The organism is Streptomyces sp. NPDC102258 (assembly GCF_055584685.1).
In genome coordinates this window covers 368870-388690 of sequence record NZ_JBVJLO010000002.1, presented here as the reverse complement: position 1 = coordinate 388690, position 19821 = coordinate 368870, and the positions used below count along the sequence as shown (strand labels likewise).

Here is a 19821-nt window from a genome sequence, read left to right as displayed (position 1 = left end):
GGGGCCGGCAGGAGCCGGCGGAGCCCGACCGGGGCCGGCGAGGGGTCCCGCACGAAAGCACTGCATGCGCAGTACTCCGCACACGCTAGCGGACCTTGGCGCCCCGGCCCCTCCCCCGCACCCCCTCGCCCGTGTCACCCTGCCCGTCATGGAGCGGATCATCGAGGAGATACGCGAGGACCTGAACCGCCGGATCGCCGTCGCGGCGGACCGGCTCACCGACCGGACGCTGACCGAGGATCCCGCCTACGCCGCCCTGCTCGGGCGGGCCGAACTGCGCGAGCGGATCCACCGCACCCTGCACCAGGCCGTCGAGGGCCTGGTCCGTGCCACCCGGGGGCAGCCGGCCGAACTGGCCGACGCCCGGGACACCGGCGCGCTGCGGGCCGGCCAGGGGGTGCCGCTCGCCTCCGTGCGCCGGGCCTACCGGCACGGCGGGCGACTGCTGTGGCAGTCCCTGACCGAGGCGGTGGCCGCCCACGACCGGGCACAGCTGCCCCGGCTGCTGCCGGCGGCGGTGGTGCTGTGGGACGTACTGGACCAGATGACGGACGCCGCGTCGGAGGCGTACCTGCGGGTGGAGGCCGAACGGGGCGAGCGCGACCGGGAGTTGCGGGCGGCCCTGCTCGACACCCTGCTCGACGGCGACACCCCGGCCACCGGGGCGGAGGCCGCCGCCGCCCGGCTGGGACTGCCCGGGCGGGGCCGCTTCGCCGTGATCGTCCTCGCGGCGTCCGGTCCGGCCGCGGCCGGACCGGACGGCGCCGGGGCGGGCGGCGGCGCGAGACCCGGCGGCGCCGGGGACGGACCCCGCGTGTGGTGGCGGGTGCGCGCCGACGGGGAGACGGGCCTCGCGGAGCTGGGCCACCATCCGCCGGAGTCGTTACGGACCCTGCTCGCGCCCCTCGCGGTGCGCGCCGGAGTCAGCCCGGTGGTGGCGGCCCCGGCCGAGCTGGCCGGGGCCCGGCGGCTCGCGGCCCTCGCCCTGCGCACCGCCCCGGCGGCGGCCGGGCCCGGGACCGTACTGCTGGACGAGCACCTGCCGGCGGCGCTGGTGGCGGCCGACCCCGCGCTCGCGGCCCGGCTGCGCCGGGTGGTGCTGGGGCCGGTGCTGGCGCTGGCGCCGGAGGACGGCCGGGTGCTGCTGGACACGCTGGGCACCTGGCTGGCCTGCCGGGGCTCGACCACGTACGCGGCGCAGCGGCTGTACTGCCACCGCAACACCGTCTCCAACCGGCTGCGGCGCCTGGAGCGGCTGACGGGCCGGGTCCTGTCGGACCCGGCGCACGTGGTGGAACTGGCCCTGGCCCACGCGGCGGTGCGGCAGCGCCCCGCCCCCGCTACGCCTCCTGCGGCTGTGCGGGATGCGCAGGCTGCGCCGACTCCAGCAGGTACGGCACGTCGATCACCGCGACGCCCGGGGTGAACAGCAGCCGCGCCTTGAGCCGGAACGCGTTCTGGTTGTGCAGGGGCTGCTCCCACCAGTGGCCGACGACGTACTCGGGGATGACGACCGAGAGCATGTCCGTGCCCTCGGCCGCGGCCTCCTCCTCCACCCACGCCAGCACCGGTGCGACCACTTCGCGGTAGGGCGAGTGCAGGATCTTCAGCGGGATCCCCGGATCGTGCGCGGCCCAGGCCTCGCGCAGCCGCTGCGCCCCCTGCTCGTCGGAGGCGACGGAGAGCGCGGTCAGGGTGTCGGGCCGCAGCCCCTCCGCGTAGCCGAGGGCCTTGAGGGTGGGGGCGTGGATGGAGGAGACGAGGACGACGACGTGGTGGCGGGCGGGTTTGCGGGGCCTGACCCCGGGCGGGACGGAGACCTGCTGGGCCACGGTGTCGTAGTGGCGGCGGACGCCCTTCATGCCGAGGAAGAGGAGGGGCATGGCGATGACGACCAGCCAGGCGCCGTGGGTGAACTTGGTGATGAGGACGATGACCAGGACGACGGCGGTCATACAGGCGCCGACCGCGTTGATGGCGAGCCGGCGGTGGATGTGGACGCGTTCGGCGCGGGGTGTGTCCGGTGAGGCGAGCACGCGCCGCCAGTGCCGGACCATGCCGGCCTGGGAGAGGGTGAAGGAGACGAAGACGCCGATGATGTAGAGCTGGATGAGGCGGGTCAGCTGGGCGTCGAAGGCGACGATCAGGGCGATGGCGGCGAGGGCGAGCAGGACGACGCCGTTGGAGTAGACGAGCCGGTCGCCGCGGTTGAAGAGCTGGCGGGGCGCGTACCGGTCCCGGGCGAGGATCGAGGCGAGCATGGGGAAGCCGTTGAAGGCGGTGTTCGCGGCGAGGACGAGCACGCCGGCGGTGACGGCCTGGAGCAGGTAGAAGAGGAAGTGCCAGTTCCCGAAGGTGGCGCGGCCGATCTGGGCGAGGGCGGTGGACATCGGGGTGCCGGGGGGCAGGCCGAGTTCGGTGGGGTCGGCGGCGACGTGCACCTGGTAGGACATGGCGAGGGCGGTGATGCCGACGAACATCGTCACGGACAGCACGCCCATGGCGGCGAGGGTGGTGGCCGCGTTCTTCGCCTTGGGCTTCTGGAAGGCGGGGACGCCGTTGCTGATGGCCTCGACGCCGGTGAGGGCGGTGCAGCCGGAGGCGAAGGCGCGCAGCACGAGGAACACGAGGGCGATGCCGGTGTAGGTGCCGGCGGCGGTGATGGGCAGATGGGCGGATTCGGCCCGGATGGTGTCGCCGGTCGCGAGGCGGACGGCGGCGAAGGCGAACATCACGTAGATGACGAGGACGAATCCGTAGGTGGGGAGGGCGAAGACCCGTCCCGATTCCCGGACGCCGCGCAGGTTCATCAGGGTCAGCAGCACCACGAAGGCGACGGACAGGGCGACTTGGTGGTCGCTGAAGGCCGGGATCGCGGAGGTGATGGCGGCGACCCCGGAGACCACGGAGACGGCGACGGTCATCACGTAGTCGACGAGGAGGGCGCTGGCGGCGGTGAGGGCCGCGGTCGGACCGAGGTTCTCGGCGCTGACGACGTACGCGCCGCCGCCTCCGGGGTAGGCGTGGCAGGTCTGCCGGTAGGAGGCGACGACGACCACCAGCAGGAAGACGATGGCGGTGGCCGCGTACCACGCCAGGTGGAGCAGCGCGACTCCGCCGAGGGCGAGGATCAGCAGGATCTCCTCGGTGGCGTAGGCCACGGAGGAGAGCGGGTCGCTGCAGAAGATGGGCAGGGCGAGCCGTTTGGGGAGCAGGGTCTCGCCCAGGCGCGCGGTGTCCAGGGGCTCACCGACCAGCATGCGTTTCAGATTGATACGCCTCATTACGGCATGATCGTCCATGTCTGACCGATTTGCCGGGAACCGGGCCGCCCGTTCGGCCCAGTGGCGATCATGTCCGTGCGCTGCGATGGTGATCACGTCGGTTGCCCGTGCGCTTCGGGCACGGGCCTCCGCCCGAGCGAAGGAGAACGGCCATGGACGCTTCCGTCTACCTGGCCTACGACTACCCGGTCCTGGGTGCCTTCTGGACCGTGATGTGGATCTTCCTGTGGGTCATGTGGCTGATCCTGCTCTTCCGCATCATCGTGGACATCTTCCGCGACCACGAGATGAACGGCTGGCTGAAGGCCCTGTGGCTGCTGTTCGTCCTGATCATCCCGTTCCTGGGCGTCCTCGTGTACGTGATCGCCCGTGGCAAGAACATGGGCAGGCGCGAGATCAAGCACGCGCAGGAACAGCAGCAGGCCCTCAACAACTACATCCGGGAGACCGCCGGGACGACCGGCAAGAACACGACGGAGGAACTCGCCAGGCTCTCCGAGCTCAAGGCCAAGGGCGACCTGACCGAGGCGGAGTTCCAGCTGGCCAAGCAGAAGCTGCTGGCCTGAGGGCGCCGCCCGCCCGAGGGCGCCGTGCCACGGCGGGCGCCCCCCGGTCCCGGGCCGTCACATCCGGGCGGCGGCGCTGCGGATGGCCTCGCGGATGCGGAAGTAGGTGCCGCAGCGGCAGATGTTGGCGATGGCGTCGATGTCCGCGTCCGTGGGCTCGGCGGTCCGCTTCAGCAGCGCCACCGCCGCCATGATCTGGCCGGGCTGGCAGTACCCGCACTGGGCGACGTCCTGCTCCAGCCAGGCCTCCTGCACCGGGTGCAGGGTGTCCCCGACCGCCAGGCCCTCGATCGTGGTGACCGACTTGCCCGCGCAGTCCGCGACGGGCACCACGCAGGGCCGGACGTCGACGCCGTCGAGGTGGCTGGTGCAGGCCTTGCAGACGTCCACCCCGCAGCCGTACTTGGGGCCGGTGACGCCCAGCAGGTCGCGGAGCACCCACAGCAGGGGCATGGTGTCGGGCGCGTCGACGGTGACGCTGCGCCCGTTGACGGTGAAGGTGTGGGTCGGCACGGCGGGCTCCAGCGGTCAGCGCGGGTAGGGGGTGAAGTCGACGTCGAAGTCGAGGGGGAAGCTGCGCGGCTTGGCACCGGTGGCGCGGGCCCACGCGTTGGCGATGGCCCCGACGGCGGCCGGCACCCCGAGCTCGCCCGCGCCGCCCGGCTCGGCCCCCGTCGCCGGGAGCACGAAGACCCGTACGTCCTGCGGGGTGTCGCGCTGGCGGGCCCAGTGGAACTGGCTGTAGCTGCCCTCCAGCGGCAGCCCCGCGTCCAGGTGCAGACCGGCCCGCAGGGTGGTGGAGATCGCGTCGGTGAGAGCGCCGATCAGCTGCGCCTCCAGGCCGCGCGGGTTCACGGGCAGGCCGACGTCCACGGCGATGACCGCCCGGGTGACCCGTACGTGCCGCGGATCGCGGGTGTCGATCTCCACCAGGCAGGCCGTACGGGACTTGTACTCCTCGTGGAAGGCGATGCCCTGCGCGCAGCCGGCCGGCATCGCCCGGCCCCACTCCCCCTCGGCGGCCACCTTGTCGAGGACCGCACGCTGGGCGTCGGTCTTGAGGAAGGTACGGCGGAAGCGGTACGGGTCCTTGCCCGTAGCGGCGGCGAGTTCGTCGACCACGATCTCCTCGGCGCCGCGCGTGTTGGCCGAGTACACCGAGCGCCAGGACCCGGTGGGGATCCCGGTCGCCACCTCGGTCAGGGCCTGGGTGGTCAGGCCGAAGTGGTAGGGGGACTTGACCGTGGTGAGGAACAGGGTCTGGGCGAGGGTGGCGTTGCCGATGCCGGACGGCAGGCTCGCGGCGGTCGCGGTGACGATCTCCCCGAGGCCGTGCCGGAAGTCGGTCTCGGCGGCGGCGACCCGGTGCTCGAAGCTGAGCACCTCGCCCAGCAGGTGGGTGGCGCGGATCCGGTGGTGGGTGGCCGGGCGCATCCGGCCGTGCCGGGTGTCGTCGACGCGGGTCCACATCAGCTTGACCGGGCGGCGGCAGGCCCGGGAGACGCGGGCGGCCTCCAGGGCCGCGTCGAAGAACAGCCGCCGGCCGAAGGAGCCGCCGGCCTGGACCACGTGGACCGTCACCCGGTCGAGCGGCAGGCCGAGTTCGGCGGCGATGGTCTCGCGCGCCACGATCGGGGACTTGAGCCCGGACCAGATCTCGGCGCGGTCCTCGCGCACGTCGGCGATCGCGGAGTTGGTCTCCATGGGGGCATGGCTGACGAAGGCGAAGTCGAACTCGGCGTCCACGTAAGGGGTGAGCAGCGGCGGCACCAGCGGCGGCGGGGTGGCGGCGCGCAGCTTCGCACGGACCTGCGCGTCCGAGAGCCGGTCGGCGGGCCCGGGTCCCCAGACGACCTGGAGGGCGGCCTTGGCGTCGAGTGCCTGCCCGAAGGTCTCGGCGACGACGGCGACGCCGGTCGGGACGGTCACCACGTCCAGGACCCCGGGCATGGCCCGGACGGCGGCGAGATTGGACACACCGCGGACCGGGCCGCCGAGGGTGGGCGGACGGCGCAGCACGCAGGGCTTGGCGCCGGGAACGTCCAGGTCGAGGGTGTAGCGCTGGGCGCCGGTGACCATGGCGCGGGCGTCGATCCGGCTGGTCGGGATGCCGATGAGGGCGTGCCGGGCGGCCGGCTTCGGGGTGGCGCCGGGGACGGCCAGGGCGGGCGAGGCCGCGGCCGCGGCGAGGGAGCCGTATCCGGCGGTGCGGCCGTCGGGGGCGCGTACGACGCCGTTCGCGGTGATCAGGCGGGCGGCCGGCAGGGCCCAGCGCACAGCGGCGGCCGCGACGAGGCGGGCGCGGGCGGTGGCGGCGCACTGGCGGACGGGGCCGTACAGGGAGCGGATGCCGTTCGAGGAGCCGGTGAGCTGGTTGAACAGCAACTCGGGGCGGGCGTCGTCCAGTTCCACGCGCACGGAGTCCAGCGGGGCGTCGAGTTCCTCCGCGACCAGCATGGCCACGGCGGTGGTCAGGCCCTGGCCGACCTCCTCGCGGGGCAGCCGGAAGCGGATCGTGCCGTCGGCTTCCACCACGAGGGCCAGCAGGGCCGAGGTGGGGGCGCCGGCCAGGATGAACAGGTCGCCGAGGTCGAGGAGATCGGCGATCGCGGGGAGGCTGGGCACGACGGCGTGGGCGGGCTGCGGGGCCATGACGTCGGCCGCGGTCCGGGTGACGAGGGCCAGGGTCGGCGCGGCGACGAGGGTGGTGAGGAAGGAGCGCCGGCTCCGCCCCGGCGCGGCGCCGCTCCCACCGGCGCCGTCCGGTCCGGCCGCGCCGCTCTGTCCGGTCATCTGGTCGTGCCCCCGCCCGCCCCGGCCCCGCCGAACGGGCCACCCCTGCCTGATTACCGACACGTAGGGTAGCCATCGCCCGCAAGGGTGGGAAGGCCGGGGCGGCCGGGACCTGAGTGACCACGAACCGCTGCCGTGAACGCTCCGTTCGGGTGATCACCCGGACGAGGCGTTCTCCCGCTCCCACAGCGGCCCGGGCGCGGACGGGCCCTCGCACACGTCGGCCGTACGCTCGACGCGCCCCGCGCGGGGCGCCGTTTTCCGGCCGCCGGCGCCGCCACCCGGACGGACGGCGCGGCGGGCCGAACCCGCTGGCAGGCAGCCCGGTCCGGTCCGACGACGGCTGACCGGATTCGTTCGCACGCGCGCCGGGGGCCCTGGATCGCCTGCGGCATATGCCATGAGCATGGACGCTACGGATGTTGCCAAACGCCTTACGGGCCGTCGCGGGCTGTGCCACAGTCGTTCAACGGTCCCGCTGTCGGACCCGGCCGTGACGCGTTCGTACCGCCGCGCCTGTATCGGAGTGCCCATGCCGTCCCATCTGTACGCGGACCGCCCCGCGCAGCCGCCCGAGCCGGGACCGGTGGACGCGCTGATCTCCCAGACCCGCCGGCTGCGGGGCGAGGTGGACGCGGTGCGCCGCGACACCGTCGTGGACGACGACGAAGCCCGGGGACGCTGGCAGCGCGCCCTGTGCGACCTGGCCGTGCACCACCTGGACGACCTCCGCGAGCGGCTCGGCCAGCTCAAGGAAGGCCTGCCACCGGAGCCGGAACCCGACGCCAACACCCCCGAGGACCACCAGGACCACCAGGGCCGCGTCGGGAGCGCCGAGTGGAACCTCCTGACGGACGAGGTCACCTGGTCCGGGGAACTGTTCCAGATCTTCGGCCGGTCGCCCGAGGCGGGCCCGCTGCCGCTCGACGAACTGGGCTCCCACCTCTTCTGCGAGGACCAGCCGCTGCTGACCGCGATGGTCACGGACTGCCTGGTGGACGGCAAGCCGATAGACGGCGAGTTCCGCATCGTCCGGGCCGACGGCCACGTCCGGACGCTGCACATGAGGGGCGAGCCGGTACTCGACTCCGAGGGCTGCACGGCCACCCTGTGGGCCGTGCTGCGCGACGTGAGTGAACTGCGCCGGACCCAGCGGGCGGTGCGCGAGTCGCAGGACTCGCTGCGAGGCCGGCAGGAGATCGCGCGCACCGAGCGCCGGCTGGCGGTCGAACTGCAGGAAGCCGTGCTCCCCCCGTGGCACGGCTCCCTGCGGTTCCCGCACGACCACCCCTCCTCGATGGACGTCGCCGCGCACTACCTGCCCGCCGCAGCCGGCGATCTGATCGGCGGCGACTGGTACGACGCGCTCGAACTCCCGGACGGCCGAACCCTCCTGACGGTCGGTCACCTGACCGGGCGCGGGGTGATCGCCGCCTCCGGAATGGCGATGGTGCTCGGCGCGCTGCGCGGGATGGCCATGGCCGGCATCGAACCGGGCCCACTGCTGGGCTGGCTCAACCAGCTGCTGGACAACTCCGCACGCCCCGCCCTCGGTTCGGCCCTCTGCTGCCGCTACGAGCCGGGCCGCCGGGTCCTGTCCTGGGCTCAGGCCGGACACCCCGCACCGCTGCTGTTCCGCCGCGGCCGGGGCCGGGCGCTGCAACCGCCCGCGGGCGTGCTGCTGGGCGCCACCCCCGGGGCCGTGTACGGGCAGGCCGAGGAACGGCTCGAACCGGGCGACGTACTCGTCCTGCACACCGACGGACTGACGGCGCCGGGCAACGGACCCGGCGGCACGGACGCCGTCGACCGGCTGCTGGACCTCGCCCCGGAGCTCTCCCGCGCACAGTCGGCGCGGGACTGCGTACGGCTGGTGACAAAGGAGTTCGGCCGGGGCGAGCGCGAGGGCGACGCCTGCCTGCTGGTCGCCCGGATCGACGGCTAGCGACCGGAGCCGGGCGGTCCGTTCGCCACCGCGCGTCCCGTCCTCCCCCTGCCCTGCCGGCCCTTGCCCTGTCGACTCGTCCCCTCCCGGCCGCTCCCCCGCCGCTACGCCTGCGCACCGCTGGCCGAACGCCGCGCCGGGGCGTCGGGGAGGGCCCTCTCGATCTCCTCGCGCAGGTCCTCGACGCGTCCGTAGCCGGCGTACTGGCCGGTCAGCCGGTACATCTCGCGCAGCCGGTCCCAGGTGCGGTGCGAGGAGGTCTCGTTCATGGAGACCAGGGCCAGCCGGGCGTAGCGGTCGGCCTGTTCGGGGTCGTCGGCGATGAAGCAGGCCGAGGCCATCGAGATGTAGTCGAAGATCTGCGAGCGCTGATGGCCGTCCCCGCGCAGCCGCAGGGCCTCGCGGGCGTGCTTGGCGGCGACGGGCGCGGCCGTGGCGTCGTGATCGGCGAGCGTGCGGTACGCCAGCGCCTGCATGCCGTGCAGGTCGGCCTCGTCGAAGTGCTGCATCCACGAGGGCGGCGGGACGTCGCCCTTGTCGGAGACGAAGAGGTCCTCCGCCTCCCCCAGGGTGCGGCGCATCGCCTGGCCCTTGCCCATGGCGGCCTGGGCCCAGGCCTCGATGGTGTGCAGCATGGCGCGGGTGCGCGGCAGGGTCTGCTCGCCGGAGCCGGACTTGGCCAGCTTCATCAGGTCCAGGGCCTCGTTGGGCTTGCCCAGGTGGACCATCTGGCGGGCGGCGCGAGAGAGGGCCTCGCCGGCGCGCGGCCGGTCGCCGCCCTCACGTGCCGCGTGGGCGGCGATGACGAAGTACTTCTGGGCGGTGGGTTCCAGGCCCACGTCGTGCGACATCCAGCCCGCGAGGACCGCCAGGTTGGCCGCCACCCCCCACAGCCTGCGCTGGAGGTGGTCGGGGTGGTGGTAGGCGAGCATCCCGCCGACCTCGTTCAGCTGGCCCACGACGGCCTTGCGCTGGAGGCCGCCGCCCCGGGAGGCGTCCCAGGCGCGGAAGACCTCGACGGAACGCTCCAGGGCCTCGATCTCCTGGGAGCCGATGGGGGCGGCTTCGTAGCGGTCGTAGCCCGCCTGGTCGGCCTGGTAGGGATCGCCGAAGCGCTGGGGCTCCTTGGCGGCGGCGGGGTCGGTGTGCAGCCAGTCGTACATGGCGTTGCTGAGGGCTGTGCCGGCGGTGAGCGCGACTCCCGCGCCCATCAGACCGCGACGGTTGAGCATGAGGTCCATTCCCGTGAATTCGGTGAGGACCGCGGCTGTGCGTTCGGGCGCCCAGGGCACTCCGTCGGGGTTCTCCTGCACCCCGTCCGGCTGCCGTTTGGTGGTGCGCCGCTGCCGTACGAACCCGAGGTCCTCGATGGTCACGACACGACCGAGCCGCTCGGTGAACAGTGCTGCCAGTACCGTGGGCACCGGTTCGCGCGGGGTCTCCCCCATGTCGATCCAACGCCGCACCCGCGAGGTGTCGGTGGCCAGCTGGTGGTGACCCATGGCCGCCGCCTGCCGGTTGACCATCCTCGCCAGTTCGCCTTTCGACCAGCCGGCCAGGCCGAACAGGTCGTTCAGACGGGTGTTTGGATCCTTGCTCACGTCAAGCCCCCAGGTTCTCGGCTGAGTTGACAGTAGCCCCCTGTCAGATCCCCGTGGACTATTCGCCAGGGTTCGCCAGGGCACGCCCAGTGGTTCGCCAGGGTCCGCCGGGTGTCAGGTAGGAATGCGCCTCCCCGACCCGGTTCACCGGCGGAACTCCCCAGGGTGAAGTACGGGATCCGGCGGGGCGGCGTACGCAACTCGTCGGCGCACGAAGGGAACCGTAAACGCCATGTACGCAGCAACGTCCTCCGTGTCCGCCCCGGTCCGGCAGCACCGCACCCTCCAGGCGGGGGGCGGCCCCTACCTGGAACCCGGCCGCGCGGCGGCCCCGGCCCAGGGCGCCGGCGCCGTACGGGCGCGGCGGATGCCGGGTACCGGATCGCAGCCGCTCAGCGGAAGAATCGACCTGTCGGGGCCGCAGGGGGCACAACTGCGCACCGCGCTCGCGTCGGTGCAGCGGATCTGTCCGGAGTTCGCGCCCGTCCAGGTCCTGCGGCGCAGCGGCCGGTCGGTGCTCCTGGTGGGGACGACGGGACGGATGACCGCCGTCGCGAAGGTCTTACTGGACCACTCGCCCGAATGGCGCGAGCGGTACCGGCACGAAATAGCGACGTACCGGACCTTCGTCCGGCACCGTCCGCCCGTCCGGGTGCCCCGGCTGATCGCCGCCGATCCGGAGAACTGCGTCCTGGTCGTGGAGCGCATGGCGGGCCGGGTCGCGGCGCTCCAGCGGCATCCGGTGGAGGCCCCGCCGCGGACCGACGTACGGGCCGCCCTCGGCGCGATGTGCCGGGTGAACCAGTGGCGGCCGCCGGCCGACCTGTTCGGGCACCCGGTCGACTACGCGCGGCGGATCGCGCGGGACCACGAGCGGGGGCTGCTGACCGACCGGGACTTCGGCGACCTGCAGAAGCTGCTGCACGGCCTGCGGCCGGCGGGAATCTCGTGGCAGTTCAACCACGGCGACGCCCTGCTGTCGAACCTGCTGCTGTCCCCGGCGGGTCCGGTGCTCCTGGACTGGGAGCACGCCGGCTGGTACCTGCCGGGCTATGACCTGGCCACGCTGTGGACGGTGCTGGGCGACGCCCCGGCGGCGCGCGGCCAGATCAGCCGGCTCGCCCAGTCGGCCGGCCCGGCGTCGCGGGACGCCTTCCTGGTCAACCTGATGCTGGTGCTGACCCGGGAGATCCGGATGGCGGAGACCGCGGTACAGCGGTCGATGGCGGCGTCCGCTCCGGCCCACCCGCTGCCCGCGGGGGCCCTGTCCTCGGGGGAGGAGCAGCGCCTGCTGCTGCGCCGCCTGCACGATGACGCGGGCATGGCCCGCAGGGCCGTACGGGCGGCGGTCGGCACCCGCTGACCCCACGCCCGCGACTGTCCCGTGGCCCGCACACCCGGTGTGCGGGCCACGGGTTTTGGTGTTCCGGGGCAGGGCGGTCCGGGGTGCGCGGGGCCTTGACATCACATGATCCCCCGAACACCTTTTCTGACTCAGCATCAGAATGCTGGAGCGACGCCTCCCTCCCACCCCCGCTGGAGCCCGCCCATGACCGAGAACCAGGACCGTCCGCCGACCGGGAACGCCACCAGGGCCGGGGGCGCCCCGCCCTCGCGCCGGGCGGTGCTCGCCGGGGCGGGGGCCGGCGCGCTCGCCGCCACCGTGCTGCCGGGCGCCGTCGCGCGGGCCGACGGGGGGCCGGCCGACGGCGTCCCGCTCGGCGAGTACGACGTCGTGGTGGTCGGGTCGGGGGCGTCGGGGATGACGGCCGCCCTCACCGCGGCCCGGCGGGGGCTGAGTGTGCTGGTGGTGGAGAAGGCGCCCACCTTCGGCGGCTCGGCGGCGCGTTCGGGCGCCGGGATCTGGCTGCCGAACAACTCGGTGATCCTGGGCGCGGGGGTACCGGACACCCCCGAGAAGGCCGCCGCGTACCTGTCGGCGGTGGTGGGGCCGGAGGTGCCGGCCGAGCGGCAGCGGGCGTTCCTGGCGAACGGGCCCCGGATGCTGGACTTCGTCATGGCGAACAGCCCGCTGCGGTTCCGCTTCATGGACGGCTACAGCGACTACTACCCCAACCTGCCGGGCGGGTTGCCGAACGGCAGGTCCATCGAGCCGGACCAGATCGACGGGAACGTCCTGGGCGCCGAACTGGCGCACCTGAACCCGGCGTACATGCCGGTGCCGGCCGGGATGGTGGTCTTCAGCCAGGACTACAAGTGGCTGAACCTCGCGGCGGTGAGCGCGAAGGGCCTGGCGGTGTCCACGGAGTGCCTGGCGCGCGGGGCCGCGGCCGCGCTGCGCGGGGAGAAGCCGCTGACCATGGGCCAGGCCCTGGCGGCCGGGTTGCGGGCCGGGCTGCTGCGGGCGGGGGTGCCGGTGTGGCTGAACAGCCCGCTGACCGACCTGGTCCAGGAGGGCCCGGACGGTGCCGTGACCGGGGTCGTGGTGGAGCGGGAGGGCGTACGGGGCGTGGTGCGGGCCCGCAAGGGGGTGATCGTCGGCTCGGGCGGCTTCGAGCACAACGCCCAGATGCGGGCCCAGTACCAGCGGCAGCCGATCGGCACCGAGTGGTCGGTGGGGGCGAAGGAGAACACGGGCGACGGGATCCGGGCCGGGCAACGGGCGGGCGCCGCGCTCGACTTGATGGAGGACGCCTGGTGGGGCCCCTCGATCCCGCTGCCCGGGGAGCCGTACTTCTGCCTGGCGGAGCGGACCCTGCCGGGCGGCCTGATGGTGAACCGGGCGGGGACGCGGTTCGTGAACGAGGCGGCGCCGTACAGCGACGTGGTGCACGTGATGTACGAGAAGGACCGGGGGACGGGGTCGCACATCCCGGCCTGGCTGATCGTGGACCAGAACTACCGCAACCGGTACCTCTTCAAGGACATCCTGCCGACGTTTCCCTTCCCGGACTCGTGGTACGCGGCGGGGGTGGCGAAGAAGGCCTGGACCTGGGACGCGCTGGCGGGCCAGATCGGCGTCCCGGCGGGGGCGCTGCGGGCGACGCTGAGCCGGTTCAACGCCCAGGCCTGGAGCGGCACCGACACCGACCAGCACCGGGGGGACACGGCGTACGACCACTACTACACGGACCCGGCCGTGCAGCCGAACTCCTGCCTGGCGCCGGTCTGGGTGCCGCCGTTCTACGCCTTCAAGATCGTGCCGGGCGACCTGGGGACGAAGGGCGGGATCGTCACGGACGCCCGGGCCCGCGCGCTGCGGGCGGACGGCTCGGTGATCCGGGGACTGTGGGCGGCGGGCAACGCGAGTGCGGCGGTGATGGGCCACAGTTACGCGGGGGCCGGTTCGACGATCGGCCCCGCGATGACGTTCGGCTACGTGGCGGCGAACGACATAGCGGTCTCCTGAGCCGCGGCGGCGGGGCGGGCCGGCGCTGGAACGGGGCGGCGCCGGGGCGGGCCAGCGCCCGGCCGGCTGCTAGCCCTGCTGGAAGAGTTCGGCCGGGAGCGGCTTCAGCAGCGCGTACAGGTCGTCGGTGATCGGGCGGTCCCAGCTCGCGATGGTCACCAGGACGTTGTCGCTGCGGTCGAACTGGACGCAGGAGATCCGGCTCTCGGAGAGCTTGACCTTGCGGACGATGAGGAGGTTGTCGCCCTGCATGACGGGGCAGTCCTCGGAGCCGGTGACCTCGACCTCCTCCTCGTTCTCCAGGGCGGCCAGCAGCTGGGCCACCTCGAAGGGGACCTGGCCGTCGGCGAGCTCCCGGGCCGGCGATCCCTCGGGCAGGTTCCCGATGATCATCGCGGGGCCCCGACCGCCGAACAGGTCGTAACGCAGGAAGACACCCTGGCAACTGCCGTCGGGGGCGGGCAGCAGCCCGGCCCCGAGATTGCCCGGCCAGTCCCCCGGGTCCATGGCCAGGACGTCGAAGTCCGGGCCGGCGGGTGTGGCAGCGCGGTGGCGGCGGAGGAAGGACATGCCGCCATGGTACGTGGCCGCGCACCATTTCCGGCCCCGGGGGCTCCGCCCGGGCGACGGGCGGCCACCGCGGCGGGAAGGGGGTGCGGACGGGGTGGCGGGGCGGGTGGCGGGAAGCCCGGGCGGACCGGCACGAAGATCCCGGACCTGCGGGTATGGACCGCCGCGGTCCGGTACTCCTTACCGGCCGGGCGGCCGTGCGCGAGGGAGCGGGCAGACGCTCCCTTTCTCGCCACAGTCCCGCCCACTGGCTGTATCTTGCTGTCCGTCCCCACCACCGGTCCCCGGCCGTACCGACGTCGCGACGGGGCGGCGAGCGGGCGTGCGGACGACCTGCCCTTCGGACGTATGGGAGTACAGACAGATGGCGGAGTCTGTCCTGCCCCTCGCCACGACGCTCGCCCGCATACGGGCGCTCGCCAAGGAGAGGCACCTGGACGTGGACGAGATCCTGAACGTGCGGGCCCTCGCGGAGCGGACCGGTGTCCCCGCCGGGCTGACGGCCGCCCTGCTGCGGGGCGAGGAGTTCGCGGATCCCACGCCGGAAGAGGCTGAGGAAACGGTCCGCCTGCGGGCGGCCTTCCTCTACGCCGCCTCCCGCGACACCGACGGCCGCCCGTACGCGATCGCCGACATCGCGGCCGCGATCGGCGCCGCCCCCTGGTGGGTCAACCAGCTGGTGACCGGCCGAAAACCCCCGCACCTGCGGCACTGCGCGCAGTTCGCCGCCTTCTTCGGCCGTGAGGCCACCTTCCTCACGGACACTCCGGCCCAGGCCGTGAACCGGGCCCTGCAGCCCGCGCTCCAGTCCCTCGACAACGGCTCGGGGGATCTGCTGGCCGGCCTCGTCGACCAGTACGGGCTGGTCTCCATATCGACCCGGGGGAAAGCCCTCACCCGTACACAGGAGACACTTCTCCTGGGCATGATCACCTCGATGCTGTCCGCTGAGGAGGTCCGGTGAACGTCTCCCGTTCGATGCGCAAGCTGTGCACCGCTCTGACGTCGTCGCTCGACCTGGAGGCGCCGGTCGATCCGCAGACCCTCTTCCGGGCCCTGTGCGACGCGATGAGCCGTACGCGCGGCGGCCGTCCCATCGTGCTGCGCTTCGAGCGCTTCCCCACCGAGCTGACGACCTCCGGGCTCTGGCTGAACATGGAGGAGTACGACATCGTCGTCGTGGAGAAGTACACGACCGCGGACCACCAACTGGTCATCCTCGGGCACGAGCTGTGGCACATGAAGGCCGGCCACTGCACCGAGCACGGCCGCGGGGCGGCGGCCGCCGCCCGCTCCCTGCCGGACGCCTCGGACCTGACGTACGCCAGTGTCGCGGCGCGCTCCCACTACGAGGACGCCCAGGAGATCGAGGCGGAGAGCTTCGGCCTGATGCTCGGCGACCGGTGCCGTCCCTGGCTCGTGGGCGGCGACGCCCCCGGAGCGGTCCGCAGGAACGATGTGGCCGGGCGCATCGGCAACGCGCTCGGCTACCGAGGACCGATCGGTTGACGGTGAACTCCGACAAGTACTACATCCCCTACCTCATCCCGGCCGCGATCCTCACCCTGGCGTTCGCGATCCGGCTGCCCGTGATGATGAGGTTCTGGCGCATCGACCCCAACGTGCGCTCCGTCGGCGGCCTGCTGCTGCTGGCCTCCGCCGTCTTCTACTTCGGGCGGCCCACGACCCTGGCGGCGATGAACCGCGGGACGGGCGTGCCGAACTTCGCGGCGCCGGTCCTGTACACGCTGCTCACGCTCTTCTGCGCCTCCTGCCTGGTGATGATCATCCACTGGCGGGGCGGTGACCCGCGGCGCGTGCGGCGGACCAGCTGGACGATCGGGATCGTCTACTCGGCGGTCGTCGCCGGGCTCTGGACCACGTTCGCCTTCGCCGACGTACCGGTCGAGCGGCTGCGGGACCTGGACACGTACTACGCCAACACCCCCTGGATGCGCGAGCACATCCTGCTCTACCTGGGGGCCCACACCATCGCCTGCGCGATCACCTCGGTGGTCACCTGGTCCTGGCTGCGCCAGGTCTCGGGCTGGCTGCGCTCGGGCCTGGTGCTGCTGGTGATCGGCTTCCTGCTGAACCTCTGCTACGACACCGTGAAACTCATCGCGGTGATCGCCCGCTGGTCCGGCCACGACCTGGACTGGCTCAGTACGTACGTCGCCCCGCCGATCGCCGCCGTGTGCGCGCTGTTCATCGCGGTGGGCTTCATCCTGCCGCACGCCGGGGAGGCGCTCCAGCGGATCGGCGCGGACTACCACCACTTCCGCGGCCTCGCCCCGTTCGTACGGGAACTGGCGCCGCTCGACACCGGTTCGCTGAAGCTGCCCCGCCGTTCCCCCATCAGCCGGCGCCTCGTCCAGCGCAGGACCCAGATCAGCGACGGCCTGCTGCGCCTCCAGCCGTACATGGACCCCGCGGTCCGCGAGCGGGCGCTGGCCGAGGCCCTCGGCCAGGGCGAGGCGCCCGACCGGGCGGCGGCGGCCGCCGACGCGGTCGCCGTGGTCGCGGCGCTGCGCCGGCTGCGCGGGGGCGGCCGGCCGGCGGAGGCCGAGGCCCCGGCGGCTCCGGCGCGTGTCCCGGACCTGGTCGCGGTGGCCAGGGCCCTGCGCCGGTCGCCCGTCGTCATCTCCTTCCGTGCCCGGACCGGGCCGGCAGACCACCCAGAGAGCGTGAGTCCATGAGCAGCACTGCACCGCCGTCCGGGAGACCGCGTACCTCGGTCGTCATCGGCGGGAGCCTCGCCGGCATGCTGGCGGCCGCCGCGCTCGCCGGGTCCGGTGACGTCGTCGTCGTGGAGCGCGACGCGCTGCCGGAGGGCCCCGTCCCGCGCCGGGGACTGCCCCAGGCCCACCACGCCCACCTGCTCTGGTCGGGCGGGGCGGCGGCGATCGACAGCCTGCTGCCCGGCACCATCGGGCGGCTCATGGCCGACGGCGCCCACCGAATCGCGCTGCCGACGAACATGGTCGGCTATTCCCCCGAGGGCTGGTTCCGCCGCTGGGCCAAGGCCTCCCACTACGTGGTCCTCGCCAGCCGCGACCTGCTGGACTGGCACGTCCGCCGGGCCGTGGCGGCCCTGCCCCGGGTCGCCGTCGTCGACCGTACGGAGGTGCTGGGGCTGGAGGGCGACGCGTCACGCGTCACCGGGGTCCGGGTGCGCGAGCGGGGCGGCGAGGAGCGGGTCATCGAGGCGGACCTGGTGGTCGACGCCTCCGGCCGGTCCTCGCACGCCCCGGCCTGGCTGGCCCGGTTCGGCCTCCCCGAGCCCGCGGTGCGGACGGTCGACCCGGGGCTGGTCTACGCGAGCCGGACCTTCCGCGCCCCGAAGGACCTCGGCACTTCCTTCCCCGTCATCGTCAACGTCCAGGCCGACGCCCGGGAGACGGGCCCCGGCCGGTCGGCGACGCTGGTCCCGATCGAGGGCGACCGCTGGCTGGTCACCCTCTCGGGGACCCGGGGCGGCGAGCCGACCAGGGACCCCGAGGCCTTCGAGGGCTTCGCGCGGGACCTGCGCCACCCCATCGTCAGCGAGCTGATCGCGCAGACCCGGCCGCTGACCGACGTGGTGGTCACCCGTACGACGGTCAACCGCAGGCACCACTACGAGAAGGCCGCGATGCCCCGGCGGTTCGTGGTCATCGGGGACGCGGTCGCCGCGTACAACCCGGTGTACGGGCACGGCATGTCGGTGGCCGCGCAGAGCGCGCTGGCCCTGCGGGCCGTCATCGCCCGGTACGGCTGGGCGGACGACCGGCTCGGCGCGCGCGTGCAGAAGGCCGTCGCCGGGCCGGTCGGCGCCGCGTGGGCGCTGTCCACCGGCAACGACGTCTTCTACCCGGGCGCCACCGAGGGCGGCCCGACGATGGCCGAGAAGGTCGGGGCGGCCTACGTCCGGCGGCTGCTGCGCACGAGCACCGGGAACGGGCGGGTGGCACGGGCGGTCACCGACGTGATGACCCTGGAGCGCCCCGCCGCCCGGCTCTTCACCCCGCCGGTGCTGCTGGCGGCCGCACTGGGCCCGCGCCGGACCCAGCTGACCGCCCCGCCGCTGGCCGCCACGGAACTGGCGGCGATAGCGGCCCTGCGCGCGTAGCCCCTCCGGGCGGCTTCCGTCAGGGCGGCGGGGCCCGCCGGAAGGGGGACGGATCGTTCCGCGGATCTACCGTTCCGTCGAGCGCGCGGCCAGTTCCTCCAGTACCGAGACGGCTTCCGCCGCGCGGTCGGCGGCCACGAAGAGGTGGTCGTGGTGGTAGCCGGCGACCACGTTGCAGCTGAGTCCGTGCGCGGCCAGTTCGGCGGCGAAGGCGCCGGTGAGGCCCACGGCGTCGAGGGCGGAGTGGACGCGCAGGGTGATCCAGCCGGCGGTGTACCCGTACGCGAGTCCGGCGGCGTCGGCCTCCTCCTGGCGCAGGACCAGGGTGAGCCCTTCGGCCTCGCGGACGGTGGCCACGGGCGTGAGTCCGGCCGGGACGGGGGTTGACGGCGGGAGGGTACAGAACACGTACCGCCCCTCGTTCAGTTGGGGGCGCATGCCGCTCAGTGGTTTCCGCAGGTCGCTCTCGCCGCTCATGGGCTCATGATATCCACCGGCCGCGCAACGCCCCGCACGCCTCCGGAAATCATCGGGGGGCTGTACGGGGGAAAAGGCAGCATCGCCAGCGTGCCTGTTGATCGTTCACCCCCCGCCATCGCCATCCTGTCGACTGAGTCTCAGGGACCGGACTTCAAGGACGATGAAAGGTTGGCCGAGTGAAGCTCACCAAGCAGTTTGTCGCGATCAGCGTCGCCGCGACGGCGACGGTTCTCTTCAGCGCCGGCAGCGCCCAGGCCCAGGGCGACGGCGAGTTCCTTTCGTTCCTCGGCAATACCACGCTGCAGCGGATCTCGTACTCGGTGCAGGTCGGCGACGGCAACAGCTACATCGGTACGCAGAACATCAACACGAACAACAACAGCGGAAAGGGCACCGCGAACAACAACAATAACAACAACAACGGGGACGGGAACCAGGCGGCTCTCCAGGAGATCTCGCACCCGGTGCAGCTCGGGGACGGCAACAGCGCCGTCGGAACGCAGAACATCAACACCAACAACAACACTGGCGCCGGCACGTACAACAACAACAATAACAACAACAACGACGGCGTCGCGAACAACAATAATAACAACAACAATGGGGGCGTGAACAACAACAACAATAACAACAACGGCGGTACGGCGAACAACAATAACAACAACAACGGAAATGGCGCCTACCGTCACGCCACCCGCGCCATGAACAGCGGAAAGTTCGCCCCACTGCTGAACGCCGCCGCCCGCAACAGCCACCAGGCCTGCTCCTCCTCTATGGGGCGCCTCGGCCAGAACAGCGCCGTCATCTCGGGCGCCATGAGAATGCACTGCGCCCAGAACTGACGCCTCACATGACAGTCCGGCGGCCAAGTGACTCCGCGTCACCAGCCGCCGGACTGTGAGGTTCAGTTATTGTTGTTATTGTTGTTGTTCGCCCCTCCGCCGCCATTATTGTTGTTATTATTGTTGTTCGCTCCGCCCCCACCGTTGTTGTTGTTGTTGTTGTTGTTCGCCCCACCTCCGCCGTTGTTGTTATTGTTGTTGTTATTGGCCCCACCTCCGCCATTGTTGTTGTTATTGTTGTTGTTGTTGGCCCCGCCCC

17 protein-coding genes are annotated in these 19821 nt (G+C 72.7%); 10 read left to right on the top strand and 7 right to left on the bottom strand.

The genetic code is table 11. The features are described from left to right. Positions 1-148 precede the first annotated feature (148 nt). The gene (locus ACZ6ZT_RS04910; protein ID WP_469715574.1) at positions 149-1426 is read left to right on the top strand and encodes a PucR family transcriptional regulator; all 1278 of its coding nucleotides are present in this window, start codon (positions 149-151) and stop codon (positions 1424-1426) included. On the opposite strand, the gene ACZ6ZT_RS04905 is transcribed toward ACZ6ZT_RS04910, so the two are convergent. Further along, positions 1341-3284 carry an APC family permease gene (locus ACZ6ZT_RS04905; protein ID WP_469715572.1) on the bottom strand — a complete coding sequence of 648 codons (1944 nt, stop codon included), beginning with the start codon at positions 3282-3284 and terminating at the stop codon, positions 1341-1343. The two genes, ACZ6ZT_RS04910 and ACZ6ZT_RS04905, sit on opposite strands and share 86 nt — an antisense overlap. Before the next feature lie 152 nt (positions 3285-3436). Here ACZ6ZT_RS04905 and ACZ6ZT_RS04900 point away from each other — a divergent pair, with 152 nt between their 5' ends. Next, on the top strand, positions 3437-3850 hold the full coding sequence (locus ACZ6ZT_RS04900; protein WP_469715571.1) for an SHOCT domain-containing protein: 414 nt from the start codon (positions 3437-3439) through the stop codon (positions 3848-3850). Positions 3851-3907: 57 nt separating this feature from the next. On the opposite strand, the gene ACZ6ZT_RS04895 is transcribed toward ACZ6ZT_RS04900, so the two are convergent. Both ACZ6ZT_RS04895 and ACZ6ZT_RS04890 read right to left on the bottom strand, forming a co-directional pair. Next, positions 3908-4363 carry a (2Fe-2S)-binding protein gene (locus ACZ6ZT_RS04895; RefSeq protein WP_469715570.1) on the bottom strand — a complete coding sequence of 152 codons (456 nt, stop codon included), beginning with the start codon at positions 4361-4363 and terminating at the stop codon, positions 3908-3910. A gap of 15 nt (positions 4364-4378) precedes the next feature. Continuing rightward, positions 4379-6643 carry a xanthine dehydrogenase family protein molybdopterin-binding subunit gene (locus tag ACZ6ZT_RS04890; RefSeq protein WP_469715568.1) on the bottom strand — a complete coding sequence of 755 codons (2265 nt, stop codon included), beginning with the start codon at positions 6641-6643 and terminating at the stop codon, positions 4379-4381. Positions 6644-7175: 532 nt separating this feature from the next. On the opposite strand from ACZ6ZT_RS04890, the gene ACZ6ZT_RS04885 reads away from it, so the two are divergent. Continuing rightward, on the top strand, positions 7176-8588 hold the full coding sequence (locus ACZ6ZT_RS04885) for a PP2C family protein-serine/threonine phosphatase (protein ID WP_469715567.1): 1413 nt from the start codon (positions 7176-7178) through the stop codon (positions 8586-8588). A 104-nt stretch (positions 8589-8692) separates the two neighbouring features. On the opposite strand, the gene ACZ6ZT_RS04880 is transcribed toward ACZ6ZT_RS04885, so the two are convergent. After that, positions 8693-10189, bottom strand: coding sequence for a DNA-binding protein NsdB (locus tag ACZ6ZT_RS04880; protein WP_469715566.1), 1497 nt, complete (start codon positions 10187-10189; stop codon positions 8693-8695). A 232-nt stretch (positions 10190-10421) separates the two neighbouring features. On the opposite strand from ACZ6ZT_RS04880, the gene ACZ6ZT_RS04875 reads away from it, so the two are divergent. After that, complete coding sequence (locus tag ACZ6ZT_RS04875) at positions 10422-11552, top strand: aminoglycoside phosphotransferase family protein (RefSeq protein ID WP_469715564.1); 1131 nt, start codon at positions 10422-10424, stop codon at positions 11550-11552. A gap of 186 nt (positions 11553-11738) precedes the next feature. Continuing rightward, positions 11739-13559, top strand: a complete 1821-nt coding sequence (gene kstD / locus ACZ6ZT_RS04870; RefSeq protein ID WP_469715563.1) for a 3-oxosteroid 1-dehydrogenase — start codon at positions 11739-11741, stop codon at positions 13557-13559. 69 nt (positions 13560-13628) lie between these two features. Here the strand turns inward: kstD and ACZ6ZT_RS04865 are convergent, their stop codons facing one another. Next, positions 13629-14129, bottom strand: a complete 501-nt coding sequence (locus ACZ6ZT_RS04865) for a hypothetical protein (protein WP_469715561.1) — start codon at positions 14127-14129, stop codon at positions 13629-13631. A 364-nt stretch (positions 14130-14493) separates the two neighbouring features. Between ACZ6ZT_RS04865 and ACZ6ZT_RS04860 the strand changes: the two genes are divergently transcribed. Genes ACZ6ZT_RS04860 through ACZ6ZT_RS04845 form a run of 4 tightly spaced genes read left to right on the top strand, consistent with a single transcriptional unit; the run spans position 14494 to position 18240 of the window. Further along, complete coding sequence (locus ACZ6ZT_RS04860) at positions 14494-15093, top strand: hypothetical protein (protein ID WP_469715560.1); 600 nt, start codon at positions 14494-14496, stop codon at positions 15091-15093. 14 nt (positions 15094-15107) lie between these two features. Then, the gene (locus ACZ6ZT_RS04855; protein WP_469715834.1) at positions 15108-15638 is read left to right on the top strand and encodes a toxin-antitoxin system, toxin component; all 531 of its coding nucleotides are present in this window, start codon (positions 15108-15110) and stop codon (positions 15636-15638) included. A 2-nt stretch (positions 15639-15640) separates the two neighbouring features. Continuing rightward, positions 15641-16828: an MAB_1171c family putative transporter gene (locus ACZ6ZT_RS04850; protein ID WP_469715832.1), complete on the top strand. Its 1188-nt coding sequence runs from the start codon at positions 15641-15643 to the stop codon at positions 16826-16828. Beyond that, the gene (locus ACZ6ZT_RS04845; RefSeq protein ID WP_469715558.1) at positions 16825-18240 is read left to right on the top strand and encodes an NAD(P)/FAD-dependent oxidoreductase; all 1416 of its coding nucleotides are present in this window, start codon (positions 16825-16827) and stop codon (positions 18238-18240) included. Before ACZ6ZT_RS04850 ends, ACZ6ZT_RS04845 begins: the two co-directional genes overlap by 4 nt. A 66-nt stretch (positions 18241-18306) precedes the next feature. Here the strand turns inward: ACZ6ZT_RS04845 and ACZ6ZT_RS04840 are convergent, their stop codons facing one another. Then, positions 18307-18717 carry an ACT domain-containing protein gene (locus ACZ6ZT_RS04840; protein ID WP_469715555.1) on the bottom strand — a complete coding sequence of 137 codons (411 nt, stop codon included), beginning with the start codon at positions 18715-18717 and terminating at the stop codon, positions 18307-18309. 179 nt (positions 18718-18896) lie between these two features. On the opposite strand from ACZ6ZT_RS04840, the gene ACZ6ZT_RS04835 reads away from it, so the two are divergent. Continuing rightward, a complete protein-coding gene (locus tag ACZ6ZT_RS04835; protein WP_469715553.1) occupies positions 18897-19562 on the top strand; it encodes a hypothetical protein in 666 nt (221 codons plus the stop codon). Between the two features lie 62 nt (positions 19563-19624). Here the strand turns inward: ACZ6ZT_RS04835 and ACZ6ZT_RS04830 are convergent. After that, the coding region (locus ACZ6ZT_RS04830) for a hypothetical protein (RefSeq protein WP_469715552.1) at positions 19625-19821 on the bottom strand (197 nt) is incomplete at its 5' end.

Excerpts from the sequence above, each read along its gene's own strand:
- ACZ6ZT_RS04860 (WP_469715560.1), top strand. The coding sequence starts at position 14,494 with ATGGCGGAGTCTGTCCTGCCCCTCGCCACGACGCTCGCCCGCATACGG.
- ACZ6ZT_RS04885 (WP_469715567.1), top strand. The coding sequence starts at position 7,176 with ATGCCGTCCCATCTGTACGCGGACCGCCCCGCGCAGCCGCCCGAGCCG.
- kstD (WP_469715563.1), top strand. The coding sequence starts at position 11,739 with ATGACCGAGAACCAGGACCGTCCGCCGACCGGGAACGCCACCAGGGCC.
- ACZ6ZT_RS04855 (WP_469715834.1), top strand. The coding sequence starts at position 15,108 with ATGCGCAAGCTGTGCACCGCTCTGACGTCGTCGCTCGACCTGGAGGCG.
- ACZ6ZT_RS04840 (WP_469715555.1), bottom strand. The coding sequence starts at position 18,717 with ATGAGCGGCGAGAGCGACCTGCGGAAACCACTGAGCGGCATGCGCCCC.
- ACZ6ZT_RS04865 (WP_469715561.1), bottom strand. The coding sequence starts at position 14,129 with ATGTCCTTCCTCCGCCGCCACCGCGCTGCCACACCCGCCGGCCCGGAC.
- ACZ6ZT_RS04890 (WP_469715568.1), bottom strand. The coding sequence starts at position 6,643 with ATGACCGGACAGAGCGGCGCGGCCGGACCGGACGGCGCCGGTGGGAGC.
- ACZ6ZT_RS04905 (WP_469715572.1), bottom strand. The coding sequence starts at position 3,284 with ATGAGGCGTATCAATCTGAAACGCATGCTGGTCGGTGAGCCCCTGGAC.
- ACZ6ZT_RS04845 (WP_469715558.1), top strand. The coding sequence starts at position 16,825 with ATGAGCAGCACTGCACCGCCGTCCGGGAGACCGCGTACCTCGGTCGTC.
- ACZ6ZT_RS04910 (WP_469715574.1), top strand. The coding sequence starts at position 149 with ATGGAGCGGATCATCGAGGAGATACGCGAGGACCTGAACCGCCGGATC.
- ACZ6ZT_RS04875 (WP_469715564.1), top strand. The coding sequence starts at position 10,422 with ATGTACGCAGCAACGTCCTCCGTGTCCGCCCCGGTCCGGCAGCACCGC.
- ACZ6ZT_RS04900 (WP_469715571.1), top strand. The coding sequence starts at position 3,437 with ATGGACGCTTCCGTCTACCTGGCCTACGACTACCCGGTCCTGGGTGCC.